20 protein-coding genes are annotated in these 23,085 nt (G+C 46.3%); 15 read left to right on the forward strand and 5 right to left on the reverse strand.

All coding sequences use genetic code 11. The features are described 5' to 3' along the window. Nucleotides 1-97: 97 nt before the first annotated feature. Entirely contained in the window at nt 98-1,447 is a 1,350-nt protein-coding gene (locus tag H6F74_RS20685) for a P-loop NTPase fold protein (RefSeq protein WP_190444053.1), read from the reverse strand. A 760-nt stretch (nt 1,448-2,207) separates the two neighbouring features. Between H6F74_RS20685 and H6F74_RS20690 the strand changes: the two genes are divergently transcribed. The 5 genes from H6F74_RS20690 (at nt 2,208) to H6F74_RS20710 (ending at nt 7,186) form a co-directional block, all read left to right on the forward strand. After that, on the forward strand, nt 2,208-3,071 hold the full coding sequence (locus H6F74_RS20690) for an FtsQ-type POTRA domain-containing protein (RefSeq protein WP_190444054.1): 864 nt from the start codon (nt 2,208-2,210) through the stop codon (nt 3,069-3,071). A 234-nt stretch (nt 3,072-3,305) separates the two neighbouring features. Continuing rightward, the gene (gene ftsZ / locus H6F74_RS20695) at nt 3,306-4,583 is read left to right on the forward strand and encodes a cell division protein FtsZ (RefSeq protein WP_190444055.1); all 1,278 of its coding nucleotides are present in this window, start codon (nt 3,306-3,308) and stop codon (nt 4,581-4,583) included. Nucleotides 4,584-4,865: 282 nt separating this feature from the next. Beyond that, entirely contained in the window at nt 4,866-5,693 is an 828-nt protein-coding gene (gene thiD, locus H6F74_RS20700) for a bifunctional hydroxymethylpyrimidine kinase/phosphomethylpyrimidine kinase (RefSeq protein WP_190444056.1), read from the forward strand. Nucleotides 5,694-5,840: 147 nt separating this feature from the next. Further along, nucleotides 5,841-6,452 carry a hypothetical protein gene (locus tag H6F74_RS20705; protein WP_199301454.1) on the forward strand — a complete coding sequence of 204 codons (612 nt, stop codon included), beginning with the start codon at nt 5,841-5,843 and terminating at the stop codon, nt 6,450-6,452. Between the two features lie 395 nt (nt 6,453-6,847). After that, entirely contained in the window at nt 6,848-7,186 is a 339-nt protein-coding gene (locus tag H6F74_RS20710) for a P-II family nitrogen regulator (RefSeq protein ID WP_190427070.1), read from the forward strand. Nucleotides 7,187-7,421: 235 nt separating this feature from the next. On the opposite strand, the gene rdgB is transcribed toward H6F74_RS20710, so the two are convergent. Then, nucleotides 7,422-7,997, reverse strand: a complete 576-nt coding sequence (rdgB, locus tag H6F74_RS20715; RefSeq protein WP_190444057.1) for an RdgB/HAM1 family non-canonical purine NTP pyrophosphatase — start codon at nt 7,995-7,997, stop codon at nt 7,422-7,424. A 166-nt stretch (nt 7,998-8,163) separates the two neighbouring features. Between rdgB and H6F74_RS20720 the strand changes: the two genes are divergently transcribed. Together H6F74_RS20720 and H6F74_RS20725 are read left to right on the forward strand one after the other, a co-directional pair. Beyond that, nucleotides 8,164-9,612: a hypothetical protein gene (locus H6F74_RS20720; protein WP_190444058.1), complete on the forward strand. Its 1,449-nt coding sequence runs from the start codon at nt 8,164-8,166 to the stop codon at nt 9,610-9,612. A gap of 433 nt (nt 9,613-10,045) precedes the next feature. Then, a complete protein-coding gene (locus tag H6F74_RS20725) occupies nt 10,046-10,624 on the forward strand; it encodes a gamma-glutamylcyclotransferase (protein WP_190444059.1) in 579 nt (192 codons plus the stop codon). 39 nt (nt 10,625-10,663) lie between these two features. Here the strand turns inward: H6F74_RS20725 and H6F74_RS20730 are convergent, their stop codons facing one another. Both H6F74_RS20730 and H6F74_RS20735 read right to left on the reverse strand, forming a co-directional pair. Then, entirely contained in the window at nt 10,664-11,077 is a 414-nt protein-coding gene (locus H6F74_RS20730; protein ID WP_190444060.1) for a pentapeptide repeat-containing protein, read from the reverse strand. A gap of 207 nt (nt 11,078-11,284) precedes the next feature. After that, the gene (locus H6F74_RS20735; protein WP_190444061.1) at nt 11,285-12,328 is read right to left on the reverse strand and encodes a M28 family peptidase; all 1,044 of its coding nucleotides are present in this window, start codon (nt 12,326-12,328) and stop codon (nt 11,285-11,287) included. A gap of 138 nt (nt 12,329-12,466) precedes the next feature. On the opposite strand from H6F74_RS20735, the gene H6F74_RS20740 reads away from it, so the two are divergent. Both H6F74_RS20740 and H6F74_RS20745 read left to right on the forward strand, forming a co-directional pair. Next, complete coding sequence (locus H6F74_RS20740) at nt 12,467-13,696, forward strand: sulfite exporter TauE/SafE family protein (RefSeq protein WP_190444062.1); 1,230 nt, start codon at nt 12,467-12,469, stop codon at nt 13,694-13,696. Further along, nucleotides 13,671-14,411 (forward strand): hypothetical protein, encoded by a 741-nt coding sequence (locus H6F74_RS20745; RefSeq protein WP_190444063.1) that lies wholly within the window; start codon nt 13,671-13,673, stop codon nt 14,409-14,411. The genes H6F74_RS20740 and H6F74_RS20745 overlap by 26 nt, the downstream gene beginning before the upstream one ends. 3 nt (nt 14,412-14,414) lie before the next feature. On the opposite strand, the gene H6F74_RS20750 is transcribed toward H6F74_RS20745, so the two are convergent. Further along, nucleotides 14,415-15,275: a WYL domain-containing protein gene (locus H6F74_RS20750; protein WP_190444064.1), complete on the reverse strand. Its 861-nt coding sequence runs from the start codon at nt 15,273-15,275 to the stop codon at nt 14,415-14,417. Between the two features lie 128 nt (nt 15,276-15,403). Here H6F74_RS20750 and cas3 point away from each other — a divergent pair, with 128 nt between their 5' ends. The 6 genes from cas3 (at nt 15,404) to cas10d (ending at nt 23,084) form a co-directional block, all read left to right on the forward strand. Next, nucleotides 15,404-17,593 (forward strand): type I-D CRISPR-associated helicase Cas3', encoded by a 2,190-nt coding sequence (gene cas3 / locus H6F74_RS20755; RefSeq protein ID WP_190444065.1) that lies wholly within the window; start codon nt 15,404-15,406, stop codon nt 17,591-17,593. Nucleotides 17,594-18,017: 424 nt separating this feature from the next. Beyond that, nucleotides 18,018-18,209: a hypothetical protein gene (locus H6F74_RS20760; protein ID WP_190444066.1), complete on the forward strand. Its 192-nt coding sequence runs from the start codon at nt 18,018-18,020 to the stop codon at nt 18,207-18,209. 73 nt (nt 18,210-18,282) lie between these two features. Then, nucleotides 18,283-18,528, forward strand: a complete 246-nt coding sequence (locus H6F74_RS20765; RefSeq protein WP_190444067.1) for a DUF433 domain-containing protein — start codon at nt 18,283-18,285, stop codon at nt 18,526-18,528. A gap of 22 nt (nt 18,529-18,550) precedes the next feature. After that, nucleotides 18,551-19,126: a hypothetical protein gene (locus H6F74_RS29460; protein WP_199301456.1), complete on the forward strand. Its 576-nt coding sequence runs from the start codon at nt 18,551-18,553 to the stop codon at nt 19,124-19,126. 27 nt (nt 19,127-19,153) lie between these two features. Next, the gene (locus H6F74_RS20775) at nt 19,154-19,567 is read left to right on the forward strand and encodes a hypothetical protein (protein WP_190444068.1); all 414 of its coding nucleotides are present in this window, start codon (nt 19,154-19,156) and stop codon (nt 19,565-19,567) included. Nucleotides 19,568-19,601: 34 nt separating this feature from the next. Further along, nucleotides 19,602-23,084, forward strand: a complete 3,483-nt coding sequence (gene cas10d / locus H6F74_RS20780; protein WP_242022240.1) for a type I-D CRISPR-associated protein Cas10d/Csc3 — start codon at nt 19,602-19,604, stop codon at nt 23,082-23,084. Nucleotide 23,085 lies beyond the last annotated feature (1 nt).

Consider the following 23,085-nt stretch of genomic DNA (forward strand, 5'->3'; position numbering starts at 1 on the left):
CAAAAAAAACTGACGCCTAATATGTTAAGCGAAGCTAACACATTAGACATTCCCCGCCGGAGACTGGAAGGAGAGAAGAAATTCTTTTTTTGCCTTTTTATTTTTGGAACTGCAACTCATTCATAGTCGCGAAAGACATAAATTTGGGCGTTTCTGTCAAAGCCGGATTCAGCCCAAACCAGCGCCCCTGTTCGTCGCGATATTCAAAGACAAACATACTTCTAAGCAAACTCTGATATTCTTTCTCACCCTTAAGAGTTTGCAGTTGCACCACTTGAAACAACAAATCCCACTCCTCTTCATCAATCGCCAGCACCAAGTCATCGCGATACTCTTTAATCACGTTCTCTAAACAGCTGCGCGAAAATGGCGGATCTTCCTGCTGAAGACAACTGTAGAGCAATCCCAGGAGGTTTCGCACATGACCACCACTGACGCGACACAATCGGGCAAGGGTTTCCGGCGAATCGAAAATTTCTGTTATTAGCAAATGATACTGCTCTGGCGCTACCTCTGGGAAAGCACGCGCCATCACCATCTTTCGCAGCAAAGTCATTCCCGGTTCGCAGTCACTACCATCTCGGTTTCGCACTGGTACCATTGGCAATACTTTGGGAGCAACCCCACCCCCCAGACGATTTTTCAGGGTTTCGTAATCGTTTGAGAAAATCAATGCCAGGGGTATTGTGTAAACTACATGGCAATTTAGGCGGCGTAACTGTCCGCCTCGGTCGATAAACAGGTACTCTGGCAAAAGTTTCTGCGAACCTGCTAAGGGGCGAGTATTATCCAGGCGATCCAGGTTATCGATAATCACCACCAACCCTTTTTTACCGCGTCGCTTCAGTTCCTCATTCGCCCGTTTTAGCAATTCTTCGTTGATAGCTTTCAAAAAGCCTTCGGTTCGAGGTTCCAGATACTGGCGCAATTGATCCCGGAGTTTGGGGCTGTCTTTGGTTTTGGCGGTAATTCTGCCAATACCGATGGATAACTCGGCTTCAGCTGAAACGTCGATGGGAGTTTGCAAGATATCTTTAATTTCGGTGAACAGATTGGCAAAGTAACTGGGTTTTAGCCGAATCTGAATTTCTTCGAGGCTTTCGCTGACTTGACGCGCGATCGCCAGTAAAATATCGCTGATATCTACATCCGCCATGTCTAGTTCTTGACCAGACTCGAAATAAACTACATGAAATTTCTGTGCCTCCAAGTCGGCTTTCAGGCGAAACAGTTCTGTAGATTTCCCACAGCCGATATGCCCTGTAAACATCTGGCTGGTGGGATCGTCAGGCGAAATTCGGGTAATAGTTCGCCCAATTGCCTCAATGATTTTTCCACCCCGTACAGAGGAAAAATCGATATAGTAAGAACGATCCTCCGGCTTCGAGAAGATTAGGGTCTTGGCTGGGTTACAGGCTTTATAAAATCTAATTAAGTCCAGTTTCATTTAGACCTCAGTTATGTTAAGGGCATCCCTCTGGGTACCTCCCTTCTACTTCTACCGGATAGCTTCCCTTAAATTTCCCCTCTATGGGTTGGAGGGTAGCACCCCCCTGCACATAAATGTATTCATTCTGGTATTCTTTTTGCGTATAAAATGTATGATATATGCCCTTTCTATGAGAGCGGATTACTTATTAGAGATAGGAATGGCGGGGCGAAGTTTAGACGCGATCGCTTTTATCCTCCAGCCGGAAAGACAAAGTTTGTCTTTTTTTGCTACTCACTTTGTGGGCATCGGCAAGAGGCTGACGTGAGAGGAGAATCGGGTGAATTTGCATACCTATCCCAGTTCCCAGTTCCCCTCTGGTGCCGCAAGCAAAAGAAGAAAAAAGGATTTTGTCTGGGGATCAATCCAAAATTTTTTTGATAATTTTCCTAAAGTGATTCCATGATGGCTCTGACACGTTAATATCTAGACGTTGTAATATTCCGCTACACTTCCTGACGACCCGTGTTGAAAAGCGAAAAAGATTTCACATCAGCTAGATGTAAGCTGGGATTACATGGGTTTTGTGATCGTTATTTTTTGCCAACGGTCAGATACTTTTACCGCGATATCTCCCTCTCAGGTGGGAATGGGATCGACTCCTGATATCTCGGTTAAAGTTACGTAGGGTTATCAAGCTTGATAACTCCCCAAACAGAACTTTTTTTGTTGAGTGCAGTACGTCTGGCGCACCAAAAACTCCGATTGAGAAGTTAGGATGACAAGCATCGCATCAGTATCTCAGACAGAATTGACCCAAAGACGGCAAAAGTTACGTCGCCAACGACGGATGAAATCTTTTCAGGCGGTTTGGCGAAGTCTATTCATCGCTGGATTGGCTGGCGGTTTAGTTTGGGTAACGACTTTACCAGCCTGGGTGATCTTAAAACCAGATCAAATTGAGATTGAAGGCAATAAAATTCTCTCGAAGCAAGCGATTCAGTCGCTGCTATCGCTTTCCTACCCGCAGTATTTGCTGCGCCTGCAACCGGAAGTTATTGCCGAAAAGTTGGAATTGCAGCCAGCCATAGAACAAGCTATCGTTACCCGGCAACTGTTTCCCCCCAGTTTGACTGTACAAGTTAAAGAGAGACATCCGGTAGCGATCGCTCTTTTAGCCCGCACTTCTTCCCCAACCAAAACGACACCTCCTGCGGGATCGCCGCCCCAGCCCTTATCAGCTGGCTTGTTGGACGAAGATGGTGTCTGGATGCCCTTAGAAAGCTACGCCGGACTAAAGCCAACTCTTCCCTTACCCACCTTAAAAATTATTGGCTATAGAGATGAATATCGCCCCTATTGGTCAGCACTTTACCATGCAGTAAGCCGCTCCCCAGTCAAGGTTTTTGAGATAAATTGGCAACAACCAGCCAATTTAATTCTTCGTACTGAGCAAGGAATGGTACATTTTGGTTCTTATAGTTCCCGATTTGCCTATCAGCTGGCTGTCCTCGATCGAATGCGAGATTTACCAGCCCATCTTTCCACTAGCCAAATTGCCTATATCGACCTGAAAAACCCAGATTCTCCAGCCATTCAAATGAAAAAAGTCACCGCCCCGGTGACAACCAACAACCCTTAAAATCATAGGTGCAACTAACTCATGCTTAAGCCAGACGTCGTCCCCCGAAATTAATTAATTCTTTATAGTGCATTTTAAGAACAGCATCAGCCTTCAGACAGTTGCCGCCAGACCTCTTTAGGAACGTCAATGCACCTATGACACTCGTTGGTTTTAAGGGTCAACTTACCCTATAGTTGACTCATATCGCTTCCCTAAACTGAAAAAGCTGTTTATTGACCCTTCCTATTTGCAATGACGCTCAATAGTAAACCAGGGCTTGACAATCAAAGCTCACATACCACAGGAAACGCTCTTCGTCCACTCTCCGTGGACAACGCCAACCCGTTTAACAACGCTGGGTTACATTTAGGTCAACACGATGCCAGCAAGACACCCAAGGAAGAAACCAGGAGTGACAACATCGTGCCAGGTAGCGTCGCCAAAATTAAAGTGATTGGTGTTGGTGGGGGTGGAGGCAATGCGGTTAATCGCATGATCGCCAGTGATGTAAGTGGCGTTGAGTTTTGGTCAATCAATACAGATGCCCAGTCACTATCGCACTCGTTAGCCCCCAGACGGTTGCAAATGGGACAAAAATTGACACGAGGTTTGGGCGCTGGCGGTAATCCTGCCATTGGGCAAAAGGCAGCAGAAGAATCGCGGGACGAAATCGCTCATGCCCTAGAAAACACCGATTTGGTGTTCATCACCGCTGGTATGGGCGGCGGTACGGGTACTGGTGCCGCCCCGGTTGTCGCGGAAGTGGCTAAAGAAATGGGAGCCTTGACGGTGGGCGTTGTCACTCGTCCTTTCACCTTCGAGGGACGCCGCCGCACTTCTCAGGCAGATGAAGGCATTGCCGCTTTGCAAAGTCGAGTGGACACCCTAATCGTGATCCCCAACAATAAGCTTTTGTCGGTGATTCAAGAACAAACGCCAGTACAAGAAGCCTTCCTAATGGCAGATGACATTCTGCGCCAGGGTGTGCAAGGGATATCTGATATTATTACTATCCCCGGTCTGGTCAATGTTGACTTTGCCGATGTGCGCGCAGTGATGGCAGATGCGGGATCGGCGATGATGGGAATCGGTGTTGGCTCTGGGAAATCAAGAGCCAGAGAAGCCGCAGTTGCCGCAATTTCTTCCCCCTTGCTAGAGTCCTCAATTGAAGGAGCTAGAGGTGTAGTATTTAACATTACAGGCGGCAGCGACTTGACGCTACACGAGGTGAACGCCGCAGCGGAAACAATCTATGAGGTTGTCGATCCCAACGCTAATATCATCTTTGGAGCTGTGATTGATGACAGGCTGCAAGGCGAGGTGAGAATTACCGTTATTGCTACGGGATTTAGTGGAGAAGTTCAGTCCACACCAGCAGCGAGAGAAACGCGCACCCCCAGACAACAACAGCGCCCAGTTGCACCAACACCAGTTCCTCCACCCGCGCCTATTTATGAGCCTAGACCAGAAGCTGGCTCCGGATTGGATATTCCAGACTTTCTCCGCAGACGCCGCCCACCACAACGTTAGAGGAATTAAAAATTAAAAATAAAGCATTAAAAATGAAAAATTTTTAATCTTTAATTTTTAATTTTTAATAATTGGTGGGAAATTTATTAGCAGAATGCGACATTCTTGGACGCGGTCAAGAGCGCCGTAGGTTTAGCTATTTGTACAATCTATATTTTTAGGCGAAATCAGGTCAATTTAATCGCAATATGAGGTAATAAGTAATAGGTAATAGGTAATGAATACTACTTACGATGTACTTGATTCCCCCAATTACCTTTTTACCAATTACCAATTTCTAATATGAGTGTTACAGACAAATCAAGTGTTCCTGTTGCTCTCACCATCGCTGGTTCCGATAGCGGTGGCGGTGCGGGTATTCAAGCTGATTTACGAACGTTTGCCTTTCACTGCGTTCATGGCACCAGTGCTATAACTTGCGTGACGGCTCAGAATACAGTTTTGGTGACGCGAGTTGATGCTCTACCAGTAGATGCGGTTGTCGCTCAGATTGAGGCTGTGGTGACAGATATCGGCGTGCAAGCAGTGAAAACGGGAATGTTGCTCACAGCGGAAATTATCGCGGCTGTGGCGCAGCAGGTGGAAGTTCTGAAACTTCATAATTTAGTGGTAGATCCGGTAATGGTATCGCGCACGGGCGCTGTGTTGATTAACGATGAGGCTGTGGCAACTTTACAGAATGTCTTGATCCCCAAGGCAACGATTGTGACACCGAACCGCTACGAGACCGAACTATTGAGCGGTTTGCAGCTTCATACTCTAGATGATATGCGGGCTGCTGCCCAACGCATCCATCAGCTGGGAGCAAAGGCTGTATTGGTCAAGGGAGGAGGAATGGAGGGAAATTTACGCGGCGTTGATGTTTGGTTTGATGGTCACAAATTGGAAACTTTGAAAACGGCGGTGGTGGATACCAGCAATACTCATGGGACGGGTTGTACTCTGGCAGCTGCGATCGCTGCTAATCTAGCTCTAGGGTGCGATCGCTTATCTGCGGTACAAAAAGCCAAAAATTACGTCACCACTGCATTAAGATACTCTTTAGCCATTGGTCAAGGTCAGGGCCCCGTAGGACACTTTTTTCCCCTCCTGCAAGGAAAGACACCCTGAGTCTAGACACTTTCGGGTTGACAATCTAAAATTTCTAAATTTACTGGCTTGTGTGGTTGTAACTAGAGCAAATTTGTTAAAAAATGGCTGTCAGAGTCGCGCAATTTTACACTATTGTTGCCTTACAGAACTTAGGCTAAACCAATAATGTCCAATCCTACTACCAGATCGCCCATGCAAACTGCTCATTTCCCAGAGCAGGCCTCCCATCCATCCACAGCCTATCGCCCGTCTGTGCCAATTTCCGTTTACAAGGAACTCTCCGCTGAGTTGCAAGCAGCGCAAGCGATGCTAGACTCGCTGAATACCCAAAATCAGCAGTTAGCCCAAGAAAATCAACAACTGCGACAAGAAATAGAAAAAGTTGCCCAAGTTTCTTTGCACGCGCAACAGGTGGTAGATTCTCTTTCCACCGGGAACCGAGTTGATTTCATTCCGCCTCTAGTCGAACCGGAAGTTCGGACTAGAGACGAAAAATCACCTAAGCGGCGTTCGCAACCGCGTCCTCCTCGTCCTGCTGGGGTGGAGAGATCCGTGGAAGTCTTACCTCCTCCCAAACCTGAACCAATCTCATCCACCTTTCCTGAAAACTTGGTTATAGAACACGAAGAAGGTAGGTATCGTCGCCCAACCCCACCAGAACGTTCCCCAGATGTTAGTGGGTGGTGGTTATTGCTGGTAATCTTTCTCATCGTGGCGACGGCGTTTGGTACGGGCTTTTTGATTGTGCGCCCGCTTCTAAATAATAATAGTCGTTAAGCTTGCATCGCCAATTCACCCTTTAGTTTTTAATGGGCGGACATTGAGAAAAATCTACCTGTTTTGATAAAGTGTGGATTGAGGTTAGAGGTTAAAGGAACATTGCTCTTTTTTAACCCGATATCGTAGCTCCTAAGTCATGGGGGTTGGGGATTAACAGGTTAAAAAAGCGCTGTGCCGAAATACTACTACAATCAGAGCGATCGCTTCGCGGCAAAGCAGCCGCTACGGCACGATTGTTTCTCAGAACAATCGCTCCCAAACATATGTATCATAGAATACAAAATCTTTGTTTGAGCAGTGATAAAAAATAGCCGCCGCACACTGATACTTTTGGTTGTACAAATTGGTTGTACAGATACACTAAATTCACAACAAACTGAGGAGTAAAGAGCTTGAAAAAAGTAGAAGCGATTATCCGGCCATTCAAACTCGACGAAGTTAAAATCTCGCTGGTCAATGCAGGGATTGTGGGAATGACGGTTTCTGAAGTCCGAGGATTTGGACGGCAGAAAGGAATGACTGAACGCTATCGCGGTTCTGAGTATACGGTTGAGTTTCTGCAAAAACTCAAAGTTGAGATCGTTGTTGAGGATTCCCAAGTTGATATGGTAATTGAAAAAATCATCGCCGCCGCCCGAACGGGTGAAATTGGCGATGGTAAGATTTTTGTCAGCCCGGTTGAACAAGTGATCCGGATTCGCACGGGAGAAAAGAATCTGGAAGCAGTTTAACGATTTTGGATTTTGAAGCGATTTTTGGGGAGATTGATTCTTCCCAAAATATCGCGTGATTTTGAAGCGATTTTTGGGGAGATTGATGAGGGAGTTGAACCATTACTGGTTCTTCCCTCAACCTCCCGTTCTTCCCAAAACAGCGCTAAAGCGCCGCTTCGCTAACGCATGATTTTAGATTGTTCTTGAATCCAAAATCATCGGAGGCGGGGAAACTGCTTCGCCTCCGCAAAATCTAAAATTTAATATCTTGAAGCTGGGGTAACAAAATTTTAAAGGCTTGCCCCCGATGACTCCACTGACGCTTCAAATCTGGAGACATTTCTGCAAAAGTCATTTGCTGTTGTGGGACGAAGAAAATCGGATCGTAGCCGAAACCACCAGTACCGCGAGGGGAGTGGAGGATTTCGCCCCGGCAAACACCCTCGGTAGCGATCGCAATCGCACCATCAGGACGAGCAATGGCGATCGCGCACGCAAATTGAGCTTCCCGATTCAGTTCATTACCTAACTCGTTGAGCAACCGTTCAATTCGCTCTGGGTCAGTTTTTCCGTAACGAGCCGAATAGATACCCGGTGCGCCATCTAAGGCATCTACTTCCAAACCAGAATCATCTGCGATCGCCCATTCCCCAGTGGCGAGTGCCACCTGGGAAGCCTTCAGGCAAGCATTAGCCATGAAGGTGTCGCCCGTCTCCTCAATCTCCAATTCATCGGGCTTCAGCGTCAATTCCCAGTCCAATCCAGCTAGATATGTCTGCATCTCCCGCAGCTTGCCTGGATTTCCCGTAGCGACTACTAACAAAGTCATATTTCTTAATTCTCTATAAGCAAGCTATTACTGCCAAGCCTGGAACTAACTAGCAGGATAGCAGCGTCTAGCCTATTGTCTGCTACACGCAACAAATAACCCTTGGAGTGCCGCTCGTTTCAATTAGTGCGCTCTCCAATGGAATTAGAAAATTTTTGAGGTTCTGATGAAACGCATTTTCCAAAATCACTCCATACCAGTAACCAGAAGTCAAACACTTGCTGTGGTGCTAACTGGCATTTTGTCCTTGGGCGCTAGTATGACGCTGTTGCAAGCAGCTTTTGCTGCTCCAGCAACACTTTCTGAGTCTAGCGCTAAACTCGTCAAAGTGAAAGATGTTAGCGTCGCCCAAAGCTTATCTGGCGGGGAAGCTTTTCTCAAGCAGCAACAAAGCGATCGCTTACCCCCCCGCGTCGCCAATGCTGTCCTTGCCGATTTGTCGCGTCAAACTGGCATTAATGTTCAAAAATTCAGCATTAAAGAGTCTAGTCGCCAGAAGTGGACAGATGGCTGTTTGGGACTTGGCACTGCCGCTGAATTATGTGCCGCAGTTATAGTCCCAGGTTGGCGCGTTGTTGTGACTGACGGGAGTAAAACTTGGGTTTATCGCACCGATAACACCGGAACAACTGTACGCCAAGAAAACTCCAATCCTGTCACCAACTTACCTGCAAATTTACCCCAATCCGTTGCCACCCCTGTAAAACAGGACGCAGCCAAGCGGTTAAATTTGACAACCGATCAAGTCCGTATCGTCCAGGCTGACAAGAAAACATGGTCTGATGGCTGTCTAGGCCTATATGAGCCTAACATTCTCTGTTCTCAAGCAACTGTAGAAGGTTGGCAGGTGATTGTAGAAGCCAATCAACAACGCTGGGTTTATCGTACTAATTCTAGTGGTTCTATCATCAAGCTGGATCAGACAGCTAGTTTGCCAAACCCGGTTAAAGATGCTGTGTTGCAGAGGGCTTCCCGACAAACCAGGTTGTCAGTTTCCCAACTGCGCGTCCTCAAGGCTGAACAAAAGAATTGGGATGGTTGTCTAGGTTTGGGCGATCGCAATGTAGCTTGTCCTAGAATCCTAATACGCGGTTGGCAGGTAACTGTAGAAGCAGGTCAACAAATCTTGGTTTATCACGCTAATCAAGATGCTACTACCGTCCGGTTGAATAGAGCTGCTAGCCAGATAGGCAATGCTAACACCATCAATCCGACAAAAATTCCTACAAGCGAACTACCACCGTCTTTGGGGAAAGATGTCCTCTTTCGCACCATCTCTAGTGGCGGTATAACTGGTCGCACCTATCAAACTATTTTGTTTAATGATGGGCGGATGATTCGCCAACAGGTTAGCTCCAATGGCGCTACCTCTGCGGAACAAAAATACCAAATTTCCCGCCGCGAACTGCAACAGTTTCAACAGATACTCAACCAGGCGCAATTAGCAAAGTTCAACCAACTCAGTTACCCTGCTTCCCAAGGCGCTGCTGACTATATCACCGTCACCATCTCCAGCAAGCAAGGTACAACCCGCTATGTGGATATGGTACAAGACCGTCTGCCTGAGCCTTTAAAGGAAGTCATCCAAGGTTGGAACCAAATCATCAGAGCTTAGGGATTGGGGATTGGGGATTGGGGATTGGGGATTGGGGATTGGGAAAGAATCCAAACCTGAGACAAGTCATATCAAATTCGGTAATTACCCACAATTAAGAGTCACCCAACCCCCAACCCCTCCCCGAAGAGCCTGGAAGAGAGCCACAGCCGCAGGCTGTCACTCTCTTCGGGTTCTTTAGATTATGGGCAATCAACCGGATTTGATATCAACTACCATCACCGCCGCCCTCTTCTTCAATCCCCAGTCCCCAGTCCCCAGCCCCCAATCCCTTTGATATCAACTACCATCACCGCCGCCCTCTTCCCCAGTCCCCAGTCCCCAGTCCCCAGTCCCCAATCTACGGTTTTCCTATCGGGATATGTTGTATTACATGAGTAACTTTGCTAGAATGCCTAGTCAATAGACAACAAGTAGCATTTGAAGGCAATTCATGAGCGTTCAGCCTGAACACTTACAAGATTTACCGACACAAGCTTCTCTGGAAATTGCTAGAAGCAAAGCCGAGCCTGAGTTTTACTACTTTGCCTATGGCTCTTGTATGTGTCCAGTAGATTTGAAGCGGACGCTGGGCGAGAATACCCATATTTATGTGGTTGGTAATGCAACACTCAAGGGGTATAGACTAGGCTTTTATCGTCGTTCAGCTCTTCGAGACTGTGGCGTACTCGATATGGTGAAAGATTCATCAGCCTCAGTGGAAGGGGTATTGTATAGATTACCCTGGAGATTAAGCGATCGCTTAGATGAAAGAGAAGAAGTACCCCAAGGCGGCTACCGTCAGGAAATGGTAAATGTTTCTTGTCGGGGACAGAGTTACACAAGTGTCCGTACTTACGTCGTCGTCAACAAATTAACAGAAGAACTCGCGCCCAACGACTGGTACTTCAACGTTGTTCTGCGCGGTGCCTTAACCTGCGGACTCCCAGAACAATATTGCTGGCAGCTGTTTAACCATATGTACCAGCTACAACAGCGCCATTGGCTTTCCCAATCTCTGCGCTCAGCTTAGACTCGGAAATACAGCCAGAAACTAATCACCTCGTCATAGCTAACTAGCGGGGGAGAACGTTACAAGTTTCCTGTCAGACATTTGCGCCCCAGTTAAATTTGCACCATTCAGGTCTACACGGCTGAGAGTTGCTCCACGCAAGTTGGCTCCAGTCAAGTTGGCTCGGCTCAGATTTGTAGCGCTCAAGTGTGCATCGCACAGGTTTGCCTGATTCAGGTGCGCCCGACTCATATTTGTCAAAGTCAGGTTTGCTTGGCTTAGGTTTGCCTCGCTCAAATCAGCTCCAGCCAAGTTTGCCGCAATTAGGTTGGCTCCACTTAAATCTACTCCACGCAGGTTTAAGCCTCTCAGGTCTACCCCAACCAACTTTGCCCGATGAAAATTTCTTTGTCCGGCTGCATATAGTCTGACAAGTTCATCAACACCCATATTTTCCACGCTCAACTGACTCATAAGTTCTACCCGGCTAAGCTTTTATGGAGACTTGGGGTTTTATTCACCCTTTAGATAGATGATTATAGATTAGTTTGTGTACTGAAGCTTTAGATTAGCTGGTTTTGGATATAAGAATATAAATTTCGTAAAATTTGTATTCTTATATAGGCACAGCCATTAATAGGGTGGGCATCAGGAAATGCCAATTGCTGCTTTCTTCACTAACTATGGAGTGGTTGATGGAGGTGACTTTAAAAGTTCTCGGCTTTCCAGCAGCGCTGTGGTAGTATTTATCACAATCTGGGCGGCTCCTTGGAAAAACGAGCGATCGAGATTTTCTGGGGTATCGCTGGGCTGGTGGTAGTGGGGTGTACGCAGATTTGCCGTATCGGTGACGAGTACCGCGCCTACTCCCTGATACCAGAATGGCGCATGATCGCTGCGTAAAACGTCAGGTGTCAGCATTCCTTTGAGGGGAATTGGTAACGTCACAACAGTTGGCAAACCAGGCTTACCCGGTTTTTGAAAGACATCTAACAATGGCAAGTGTTCTATGTCGCCAACTACCGCCAGGAAGTCGCCTTTGTCGGTCGGCGGGGTGACAGGCAATCCGGGCGGGTATTTTTGACAACCTGCGGTGTAGCAAGCGTAACCTACCATGTCCATGACGATGACACCGTGCAGGTTTTGCAAATTTGCTTTATTTGTGGTGAAGGCAATACTGCCCCGGAGTCCTGCCTCCTCCTGGTCAAAGAAGACTAGCTGCAAGGTGCGGGGTGTGGGACGGGAGGCGAAAAGACGCGCCAGTTCCAGAACTACGGCAACTCCGCTGGCGTTGTCATCGGCACCAGGGGAGGCGGGAACGCTGTCGTAGTGAGCGGCTACGATAATTGTTCCGGCTTGTTTGTCGGTGCCTTGGCGAGTTGCAAGGATGTTGACACCGCCCTCGAATTGTTGTAGGTTTGGCGACCATCCCAGTTTTTGCAGGGATTGGGTGAGGTAATTTTTGGCGCGATCGCGTTCTTGTTGTGTATACCGCTTATAGTTCAACGCCTGAACGTGCGCCATTAGTCGCTTTGAGTCTACATCAGGAGCGTTGACTGGTTCTTCAGATGCTACCGCCACGTTGAAACGAGTCGGCGGTTCGCTAATGTTCTCCACAGAGCTTTTAGTTACTGGCTCCGGACGCGACTGGAAGAATTTGCTGCTACTTAATACTACTGCGATCGCTAATAGCGCCAAAACCACCGAAAATATCCATTTCCTCATTTTTTGTACCTTAAATTACCATTCCTTTATCACCGCCCCCGTTCCAGTCCTACAATAACGACTGAGGGAGACTGACTGCTGAGGATTGGGAATTCACAGGTGTCCCGCCCGTTCGGACTAAGGACTAATAATTAAAAAATGCTGGATTTGTTGCTAATTATGGCTTTGGGATTCCTTGGGAGTTTTGGTCACTGCGCGGGAATGTGTGGCCCTCTTACCGTGGCGTTTTCCCTTGGACATCAGCAACAGACTCCTGCTAACTGGCGACAACAATTTTATTTTCACATCTTGCTGAACTTGGGACGAATTGCAAGTTATGCCTTGACAGGTGCATTTCTGGGTGGTGTGGGTTCGATGCTAATTGCTGGGGGACAGCTGGCGGGAATTGGGAGTGACTTGCGAAGAGCGATCGCTATTTTCACCGGAATCATGCTGATCTGGCTCGGCTTAGTACAAATTAAACCAGATTTCCTCCCGCGTCTGCCAGTGTTACACCCGCTCAAAGAAGGCGGCTTGCACAATCGACTCAGGGCGGCGATGATGAAGCTGTCGCTAAAGTCCAACTTTTTTACACCAGCTTTATTAGGACTGGTCTGGGGTTTAATTCCCTGCGGTTTCCTGTACAATGCCCAACTTAAAGCAGCTGAAACTGCGAATCTCGTTCAAGGTGCGACAACCATGTTGGCGTTTGGACTGGGAACGCTGCCAATGATGCTCGGTGTCGGCGTTTTTGCCAACCGAGTCAGTGCTGATAAACGCAGTCAGTTGTTTCGCTTGGGCGGTTGGGTGACACTTGCCATTGGAGCGATCGCGCTGCTGCGAACTGGCGACACAATGGTAGATTACACTGGACACGCGGCGTTGCTGTGTTTAATCTTAGCGCTGATTGCCCGTCCCATCAGCCGCTTCTTTAGCGCCCCATTACGTTATCGTCGTGTCTTGGGAGTAGGCGCATACGTGCTGGCTTTGGCTCATACGGCACATATGCTAGAGCATACTCTGAACTGGAATTTTCAGGCGATACCTTTTATGTTGCCGACCCATCAACTGGGAATGAGTGCAGGAGCAGTAGCTTTAGTATTGATGACTCCAGCTGCACTCACCAGTTTTGACCGGATGCAGCAGCTTTTAGGGAAACGCTGGCGACAAATTCATCTGTTAAGCCTTCCAGCTTTTCTCCTGTGTGCAGTTCATGCAGTGCTAATTGGTTCTCATTACCTTGGCGGAATGCAACAAATTTGGAGCAACAAACTACTGACAGTGCTACTGGGAGTTGTGACGCTCTTGGTTTTGCTGGTGCGCTACCGTGGGATTTGGTCACTTTTATCTCTAGAAAAATTATATGTCCCCCCTAGCCAATCCCGATAAAAGTCTCGCTTCCTCGTTCCTAGTCTCAGACTGGGAACGAATTCTGGAGGCACCTACAATAGCTAACAAAGTCCAAGAATTGAGGCACCTCACACTAGGCATTCCCAGGGGGAATCAAAGGTTCTTGCCAACAATTGCGGAAACACTAATACTCCTAACCTTGCTGATTACACCCGCATCTGCCCATAAGGTACAGATAGCAGAAGATGTGGGCGGTACTCTCCACATCGAACCCAACGACAACCCCAAAGCTGGCGAACCATCTCTAGCTTGGGTGGCGCTTACCCGCAAAGGCGGTCAAGTCATCCCTTTGCAAGAGTGTAATTGCAAATTGTCCGTATACTCGCAACCCCGCACCCAACAGACAACGCCGTTACTTTCACCACCACTAAAAGCCATTTCAACTGAAGGTTATCAAGGGATTCCGGGTGCTTCTGTTGTCTTCCCATCGCCGGGGGCTTATCAGTTGCAACTGAGTGGAACACCAGCATCTGGGGCAGATTTTAAACCGTTTGAGCTGAAGTTTACCGTCACCGTGGCAGCTGGGGCAGGGGTGCCAAAAGTTAGTGAACAGACAACGCAGCAGGTTGCCCAGAATAGCTTGGCAAATAAAGAAGGCGGGAGTAGCGCTGACCTGCATACACCAATCGCGATCGCTTTGTTGACGCTTGTCGTAGCGATCGCGATCGGTGTGTGGCGGCGGCGGTTAAAGTGAAGCTTATATTTGCATATCGTACTGTTCCAAGAGCGATCGCAGCTTCTGCTTCACTTGTTCGCGCACTGACTCCGGCGACACTACCACACAGTCTGGCCCATACCGCAAAACTTCTCGAAAAAACCAAAAGGTGCTGGAAATTCGCCGAACTACTCGTCGGACTCGCTGAGAGTCTGCAAGCCATTCATTAGAAATATCTTTCGGTTTAGCTTGGTAAGCAAAAGCCAAGCCTCGAAATAGGTGGATTTCAACTTCTATCTGATCAAGGCTTGAGCGCCAGTCCCCCTCAATCGGCACAAGCGCGGCTTCTGGAATACGGTCTAAGCGCAAGCACCAATTGTGCTTCAGTTCTGGTAAATCCTGATTGCCTTCCGTCTCGTCGCACCAGCAATCTAAATATTCTCGCTGCTCGTGCAATGTGATTTGAGCATAACGAATAGTAAAACTCCAAAGGCGATCTGCCGCATCGTGGTAAGAAATCTGAAAAGGTTGCTGACGAAGGATGTAATAGTCAATGTCCTTGCGCCAAGCTATAGGCGGGGACTTGAGGAAGCGTTCTACTTGTTCTCGTATAGGAAGCGATAGTTCGCGGCGTTCAAGGAGCAAACTGGCTATCACTTGGGCTTCCTCAACCTTTCCAACATCAGTTAAAGCTTGGACAGCCTGCTTGAGTGCAGCAATCTGGGTGCCTGACCAGTCGTTGTTTGGGGCAACTCGGAATTGCTGACGCGCGATCGCTTCCACTAATCCAGAGATATTCGGGCGATCACCCCGCATCACGCCTAACTCACGGGCGATCTCCTCAAGCTGAGTTTTGTCTTGGTCAGAGATAGACAGGGTAATTGACTGACCTTTTCGGCTCACTGGTACTCCTCGTTCTGCTTAACCCGGACAATTTATTTTTTTGTCCTTGCCATTTTCTATTGTGTATGTCATAGTGGTGAAAATTAAACCTGCTACGGACATACAGCTTTTATATACGGACAAATGAGATGATACCCGGATACAAGATCACTCTCAAGCCTGTCTACTCCTGTCCTGCCTCAGAGACACCAAAAGACGTGAAGCTACCGGATGGTTGGGCATCACTTTCCTGGCATCAAGTCGCAACGTTGGAGGCAATACGCGACTCGAATATTGACGTTATCTTTAATACGGCAATGACGGGCGATGGAAAAAGTTTGGCAGCTTATTTAGTGACATTGCTGACATATTTTTGTGCGATCGGCCTGTATCCAACTAATGAACTTGCCCGTGACCAAGAAACACAAATTCAGGATTATATTGAAAAATTTAAGCCTGATATTAAGCCGCGCGTGGTTCGACTCAGTGGGCAAGAGTTAGAGATATATGCTGAAAATGAGGGCTTAAAAAAAGCAGCAGCGATCGAGTCTCGTTCCGGCAACTCAGAAATTCTCTTAAGCAATCCTGATATTTTTCACTATTTACATCAAGGTACATATTTAACTCGTGATGATAGTCCTGACAAGCTGTGGAACCGGATTGACAAGGATTTTGATCTATTTATCTTTGATGAGTTTCATGTTTTCCAGGCTCCGCAAATTGCCAGCGTGATTAACACAATGCTGTTAATCAAGAATACCAATCGCCACAAAAAGTTTCTATTCCTCTCAGCGACTCCGAATAAACAATTGATAGAGCGACTAAAGTTAGCTGGATTTCGGTGCAAGGAGATTAACCCAATTGAGGAGAATAAATATCAGTTTCCAGATACAGAGGCTCAGTGTCACCAGTTACAAGAAGAAGGATGGCGACAGGTATCACGAGAAACTTCTCTTCAGTTTATCTCTTTGGAATCCAGCAATAAGGCTTCTGAAACTTGGTTGAAAGATAACAGTAATCTCATTCTGACTCACTTTCAGCAACATCCAGGTAGCAAAGGGGCAATCATTCTCAACTCGATTGCTGCGGTGAAGCGTCTTACATCGTTCTTTCGAGAACTGCTGGAACCCTTTGGTTTCGTGGTGGGAGAGAATACAGGTTTATCTGGGAAGGAGGAAAAAGAGCGATCTCTACAAGCTGACTTGGTTCTCGGCACTAGCACGATTGATGTCGGCGTTGATTTCAAGATTAATTTTCTAATCTTTGAATCAGCTGATGCAGGTAGCTTCATTCAGCGCTTAGGAAGATTAGGGCGGCATGACGGCTATGAACGCGAAGGACAAAAGATTGCTTTTGAGGCTTTCACAGCTTACGCACTTGTCCCAAACTTTTTAGTAGGAAGGCTGTTTCGAGAGAAGACTTCACTTTTGAAAGCATCTTGTATCTATGACCGTGCTTTCTTCAACAACCAAATTCGCGATAATTATCGCAAAATAAATGATTTCCAGGGATATTACTCTCGCTGGGGTGCAGTTCAGTCAATGCGGCTTTGCCGACAGCTAGGACATAAAACAATTAAGCAGCAATATGAAGGCAGTCAAAAGGCATTTCAAACGGCTTGCGAACAAGTGTTTAATACTAGCCTGAAAAAGGTTTTTGGTCGTAGCATGGTATGGGAAAAAGAGTGGCAGCAACTGTCAGGTAAGGATAAAGGAAATCCTATTGCTGAGGATGCTTCTAGTTTTCGAGGCTCTAGCCCTCTTCAGTGTGGGATTTACGATCTAACAGAACCGAATGAGGCAGATAGGTTTAAAACCTACGATTTACCAGGAATTTTGAGCAATCTGGAAATTGAGGTGATGACTAAAGAGGAGTTTATGCGATCGCTTCTTCAAACCGCTGAACGCCTCGGACAACCCATTCCCAAAGGTCGATTTGCACACTGTCTCGCCTTTATGAAGTTAAAGGCTTATCGGGAGGAACGGCTGAACTGGCGATTTACCTATTCAGGCAAGTTGGATGCGATCGCAGATGCTTGGAAGGTTCAGGTTTTGATTGGTATTGAGGTTTGGCAACCCAACAACTATTGGATTAGTGAGATTAACAAGCGACTGCGAAAAGAAGCTTTGGTTAGTTATGTGCTGCGTCGTCCGGTGGCGGAGGTGCGATCAAGGCTTAGACTCCCCATGCACTTTGCAATTTACCCAATTAGCGACCAGTATAGTTTACACGATACAACTGCACCCTATTCTATTGCCTTCAGCCAGTCAGCTTTATTGCTGGATACCCTTGCTTACTGGTTCAAAAGCAAAGGAGATGAGATATGGATTGCTGGATAGTTTCAATCCCTGATAGGGATTTAGGTCACTGTAGTTCAGTGGGAGGGCGTAAGCCTACAAGTTCAGTGGGCGAAATTTCAATCCCTGATAGGGATTACAGGTCGCTCGAAAATCTGAAAACGACATTTTTACCCTCCAGTTTTAATTATACAGAGGAAGAGACTCAAAAATTACTCTTGTCTTCACATACTGAACTTAATAAACCTGTGCTAACGTCTAGATGGTGGCGTCAGCCTTCAAGTACAGAGACCGAGCTTCGTTGTTCCGATGCCTACACTTGTCCAACGTTCATAGGATTGAGAGTAGGATTTATTTCCTACTTCCACCCTACTGTTGCGACTAACACTAGCATCCGTCTAACGCTAACACGCCTCTTTGAGGACAAAAGTCACCATTCACAAAATCTGAATGGAGGTTCAGCTATATGGGAAACCATAAGCAGCTAGAACTCTTCGATCTGCGTGCTTACACATCTGAGCAGCCTGCTGGGATTGATCGTGAGGAAGAGCAGTTCGAGGCAGTTCGGCAATGCGTCCAGTACAAACAACTGGAACTCGATCTGTTTCCACAGCAATCTTACAAAACGCCTAAAGAGCGGATGAGGTTGGCAGCATAACTCTTAATGGGGGCTGAGAATCAATCAGTTCAAAAGCCTCCTTCTTCACACTTCAACATTTTGGAGGTCAAAAATGAACGAGCAAAAACTATTACAGAGGATTACAGTTAACCCCAAAATCTTTGGAGGTAAGCCGATTATTCGGGGTCGTCGGCTGGCGGTTGAGCATATTTTAGGAATGCTGGCGGCGGGTGATACCGTCGAGACTCTGCTAGAGGGTTATCCCTGGTTAGAACGGGAAGATGTAGAAGCTTGTTTGGTCTATGCGCGTCGCGTCGTCGGTCACGAGCGAATTGAATTCTTACCAGTGGAGTCGTAAGGGTGAAACTACTTCATTAAAAATGCCCAACGAATCGGAAGGTCAGGAAGTGATACGCCAAATTCACGAAATTTATGGAGCATTTTTAGAAAAGCCCGAAAATGCAGATTTGGCAAACCGATTGAGTGCGATCGCAGAAAAGTATAGGCGGGTCGCTGAGATGGCAGCTAACGCCGAAGCAAACCCTCTTGTCGGCTTAGATCGCGAAAACCTGCTGATGGCAGCCGAGACTGAACTTGAGGAACTCTCCAGTCAAATAAAGGAAGCCTATGAACTGAATTTGTCACCATCCGAACGACGACTGTTTGAGGGAAGAACGCAAGAAGAAATTGATGAAATGCAAGAACTCATGAAACAGTGGAGTCCAGCAACCTATGCAGATGTTGCAGCAAGCATTCTCGATCACTCTTTTAGAAAAAATTACGACTCCCTAGACTATTTGCGGAACGCATCGACATTTGATAAATCTAAAGCAGTCCGAATTCCACGTATAGGTTCTAGCGAGGTGGGTACAGTGAGATGGGAAATTAGAAGCAGTGGAGAATATCTCATTGAAACACCAGAAGGGAAAATTATTACCTACGGCTTTAATAGTTAAAAAACTTATAACTAGAGGGATATTAATATGGAGCAACACGAAGCTGAACTTTTTGAACGTAATCGGCTCTTTGAGCTTAAAAATCGCTTATTCGCTTATGAAAAATCGATTAAAGACGAACGGCGTAAACTGTGGGAAGCAGAGAAAGACTCGGAACAAGAATACACAGTTTGGAGCCAACTAGAACTTCTTTCAACTTATATTTCTGGGTACGTTAGTCAGATTACTGAATACGGCTACATCCGTCAGAAATCTCAAGAAGCAATTAACCACTTACACCAGTTGAGTATCTTCGATGTTGATTGCATTGTGAGCTGGTATCGCAACTCAGGAGATGAGTATCCCAAAATCAAGCAGTTCTTCGAGCTTCTGGATTACATCCGCCTACTTACTCTGGAGTATATCGAGCGATACCGATTACTTGAGCATACAGAAAAGTAAGTGTCAAAGAAGAAGATTTTATCAGAGGGAGAAGATGGCTAAGAAACGTAAAAGCTCTGAGCAGGAAGAAAAACAGTTATCGCTATTTGATCATCAAGATGAATCAGACCTAACCCCCCCAGCCCCCCTTCCCTACGAGGGGATGGGGGAGCAGAACTCCCCTCTCCTTGCAGCAGAGGGGTTGGGGGAGAGGTTAAGCGAAGAGTATGGAGACGATGATTGGTTACAAGATGAGGAATTTGACTTTGAACCTAGCGATCGCACTATCGAACCCCAATCCCGTGAGTTACTAACTCTCAAGTTACTGCGAGAGGCAATTCAAACTCAAAATCCTAATGATCTGGTGATGAGTGACTTTGCAGAGTATGTCTTACCACACCTGCTACGAGTGGCAATCGGCGTTACAGCAAAAGGTGGTAAGTTTTTTGATGAACTCGATCGCAAAAATGAAGCGGAAGGAAAAAATAGAGTTCGACGAGACAATGCAGGCGATCAATCGCTCAATACCCATTTACTCAATGGACTATTTCCAGCGAATTTAATTGAGCAACGGTTGGAAAAACTTAATACCACTGTGCAGCGAGTGGTGCGAGAACTAGAACGCCGGATGTTAATTGCTGGGTTTATTCTGCATGACTTTGAGAAATTCCCGGATGCTCCTGCTGATTGTCGCAAGCTACCGCTAGAACAGCATCGTCAAATTATTGATGAAAAAGTTCGTCAGCTAGGTTTAGATCGCTTCCTTAATCCTGACGACCCAGAAGCCTATCGAGAGTATATTGATGATTTGCTATGTGTCGCTTATAACGCTCAACAGCGTTGGGATACGAACTGGAACTTTTCGGAGTTTGGGCTAAATCCAGTATTACGCGATCGCACTCTTCGCTGTCTTTCACTTTTAACCTGTTTGGCAGATTCCCTAGCTTCCATCATCAAACATCCCCAGGATGCTGAAAATACAAGGCTAAATGAGTTAATTCATACCCTGAGTTATGGACAACTAAAATTTACTTACCACAGCATTGCAGAGAACCGAGGCGTACTCACAAATGTAGTGAATAACGCTTTGATGGAAGCGCACATTAGCCTTAATACGGAGGATTGCACCTACTATGAACCACTGCTATATCTGCCAACTGGTGTAATCTATTTAGCTCGGCGGGATGCGCCCCCTGTGCCAGTTGAGGATTTACCAAAACGGGTGGTAACGAAGATTAAAGAACTGTGTGCAAGTCAGCTACGGAGCCGGCAAACAGGTTTTAGCAGAGATGGCAAGGGAATGAAATATGCAGAATATTACAACTTGTTTTTTGACGATACAGGTTTAATGCAAGTCGCCCTTAGTGCCACATTGAGGATTCTAAATCCCATTAAAAGTTCTGTTGCCAAAAGCCGCAGTGATAACCTCATCAAATTTCAGCAGCAGAATGTTTTGTCGGCTGATTATAGTTTCAATTTTGATGACGACATTCGGATTGACCAGATTGCTGAATTTGGAGATTTAATCAGTCGCAAAATTTGGGACGAACGGGTTAATCAAATTGAAATTGAGCGGAAGAAAGATAAAAAACTTCCAGAATTACCTCATCTAGATATTGTCGAGGAAATTGCTAAGTTTTGGAACCTCTCAGAGTATTTACCTCCAATCCGCGAAATTCAGCGGATTAATGAAAGCCTGAAAGAACACAAACTAAAGGGCAATACTGGCGGCGTTCCTTATGAATGGTACTACTTAGCAGCAAAATATTTAAAGACTCATCCTGGTTTAAGTCCAGAGGATGTGCGTCAGATTTGTAAGGAAGCGATCGCTCACATTTCCCAACTCATTAAACCCCTTGTTTCACAGTACCAGTTACCTGATGGTTGGGATGATTTGCGGCTTTGGGTGACGCGAGTTGTCATGCTACCCGGAAAATCCACATCTACCAAAGCATCTGCTGAAGTATTCCTACAGGAATTATCAGGCTATCAGTTAGCTAAAAAACAGGGGAGAGGACGACAGCTAATCTGCTCGATTTCTCATTCTCCCTATACCGTAACTGAGCAGATGGAGTCAGCGGTTTTATTTACACCCCAGGTTTATACCAACAAACAAATGTTGGGAGGTTCTAACGCTAAACGCAATATTTCTAGTATTGCAGGTTTAGAGATGATGCTGAGGCAAATTCTGATGAACCAGACGCAGGCAGTGGGCAAGCGATTTGAGGATGGGAAATATCGCTATCTTTATTTCTACCCCACTTATTACTTCACGCCAGAGACGAACAAGTTTCTACAAAAGGCATACAACGGTATTGCTCAAACTCGTTTTGATACCAGCATTCGCAATCACTTTATCAGTAAGGACTTGCAAGCGAATTTAGAACGCGATCGCTACCAAAGTGTAGATGCTTTCCTAATAAATGAAAATATCGAACCAGGGAAAGACAGAACCTTCAAACTTTCTTACCCAGAAGACCAGCCACTAACATTCTACTTCATGGCGCTACCTCCGGGACGAGACGGAACTGACACCGAATCTTGGGTAATGCCTAGCTGGTTAGCTTTTGCCTTCCCGATGATTCTGGATGTCAAGACTGTAGTTTCAGAGTCTCCCATTCCGCCATTTAATGATGGTGCGGAGTTTGAAGAAAGTGTATTTCTCGATAGCGCGCCACAGGCATTTAGGGTGCTGACAAAGCGCGATCGCTTCCGTCTTGACTACATTCTTGAAGGATGGACGGAAGACGGGAAGGAATATTCGGCACCCCTTAATGTTCTAACAGCCGCCTATGCTATTCACCTTGATGTTAATGCTAGACAGGGAAAATCTGGTTATGACTCCAACTGGGGACGTTTTACAGAACTGGCAAAAGATTTTGAAACCAGCCCACTCTATGTATTTAGCTACTTAAATCGTTGGGTGCGTAACCAAAATGTTGAAGCAGCACGAATTGAGAAAGTCAAGCTTTATGTCTATCACTTTTATCCCTGCTTTGACCCTTACGCCAAATATAATCCTAATTCGGAGGAATTAATTGTGGGAGAAGAATCAAGTTTAAATCATCCCAAAAAGCTGACGGAATTATATCGCAAATTTTACAGAGCCAATAAGCGCTATAATCCCAAGGCAAATGCAGTATTAAAGCCTATTGACATTGCTGCAAAAACTATTCTTGAAGCTGATTTAAGTTTTCAAGGTGGAGTGATGGTTGATATGGTGGCGGCTGAAGTTTCTAAGTTGATGGATCGTGTTCATGCTTCCACAGCAGAGGGGCGCTGGATATTTAAGAAGCGGGAAGAAGAACGAGAAGCAATTTTGGATTTTGCTCGATACTTTGTTGAGGAGGTATTTGAGAAATCTTTTGCAGGCGATCGCGCTCGTCTTGCAGGTAGACAAATTAACTTAATTCGAGATACTTGTGAGTTTCTATATCGCCTAGAAGACGACAAAGAAAATCGCGATAGCGCTTGCGCTGCTGCACAAATTGGAGACAGCAATGATAGTGATGCAGATGAAGATGAATCGAGAACCTAGA

The organism is Trichocoleus sp. FACHB-90, from assembly GCF_014695505.1.
Classification (GTDB): Bacteria; Cyanobacteriota; Cyanobacteriia; order Cyanobacteriales; family FACHB-T130; genus Funiculus; species Funiculus sociatus.

Excerpts from the sequence above, each read along its gene's own strand:
- H6F74_RS20730 (WP_190444060.1), bottom strand. The coding sequence starts at position 11,077 with ATGAGTCAGTTGAGCGTGGAAAATATGGGTGTTGATGAACTTGTCAGA.
- H6F74_RS20765 (WP_190444067.1), top strand. The coding sequence starts at position 18,283 with ATGAACGAGCAAAAACTATTACAGAGGATTACAGTTAACCCCAAAATC.
- H6F74_RS20745 (WP_190444063.1), top strand. The coding sequence starts at position 13,671 with ATGTCCCCCCTAGCCAATCCCGATAAAAGTCTCGCTTCCTCGTTCCTA.
- ftsZ (WP_190444055.1), top strand. The coding sequence starts at position 3,306 with ATGACGCTCAATAGTAAACCAGGGCTTGACAATCAAAGCTCACATACC.
- H6F74_RS20720 (WP_190444058.1), top strand. The coding sequence starts at position 8,164 with ATGAAACGCATTTTCCAAAATCACTCCATACCAGTAACCAGAAGTCAA.
- H6F74_RS20760 (WP_190444066.1), top strand. The coding sequence starts at position 18,018 with ATGGGAAACCATAAGCAGCTAGAACTCTTCGATCTGCGTGCTTACACA.
- H6F74_RS20685 (WP_190444053.1), bottom strand. The coding sequence starts at position 1,447 with ATGAAACTGGACTTAATTAGATTTTATAAAGCCTGTAACCCAGCCAAG.
- cas10d (WP_242022240.1), top strand. The coding sequence starts at position 19,602 with ATGGCTAAGAAACGTAAAAGCTCTGAGCAGGAAGAAAAACAGTTATCG.
- H6F74_RS20690 (WP_190444054.1), top strand. The coding sequence starts at position 2,208 with ATGACAAGCATCGCATCAGTATCTCAGACAGAATTGACCCAAAGACGG.
- H6F74_RS20735 (WP_190444061.1), bottom strand. The coding sequence starts at position 12,328 with ATGAGGAAATGGATATTTTCGGTGGTTTTGGCGCTATTAGCGATCGCA.
- H6F74_RS20775 (WP_190444068.1), top strand. The coding sequence starts at position 19,154 with ATGGAGCAACACGAAGCTGAACTTTTTGAACGTAATCGGCTCTTTGAG.
- H6F74_RS20740 (WP_190444062.1), top strand. The coding sequence starts at position 12,467 with ATGCTGGATTTGTTGCTAATTATGGCTTTGGGATTCCTTGGGAGTTTT.
- rdgB (WP_190444057.1), bottom strand. The coding sequence starts at position 7,997 with ATGACTTTGTTAGTAGTCGCTACGGGAAATCCAGGCAAGCTGCGGGAG.
- cas3 (WP_190444065.1), top strand. The coding sequence starts at position 15,404 with ATGATACCCGGATACAAGATCACTCTCAAGCCTGTCTACTCCTGTCCT.
- H6F74_RS20725 (WP_190444059.1), top strand. The coding sequence starts at position 10,046 with ATGAGCGTTCAGCCTGAACACTTACAAGATTTACCGACACAAGCTTCT.
- H6F74_RS29460 (WP_199301456.1), top strand. The coding sequence starts at position 18,551 with ATGCCCAACGAATCGGAAGGTCAGGAAGTGATACGCCAAATTCACGAA.
- thiD (WP_190444056.1), top strand. The coding sequence starts at position 4,866 with ATGAGTGTTACAGACAAATCAAGTGTTCCTGTTGCTCTCACCATCGCT.
- H6F74_RS20705 (WP_199301454.1), top strand. The coding sequence starts at position 5,841 with ATGTCCAATCCTACTACCAGATCGCCCATGCAAACTGCTCATTTCCCA.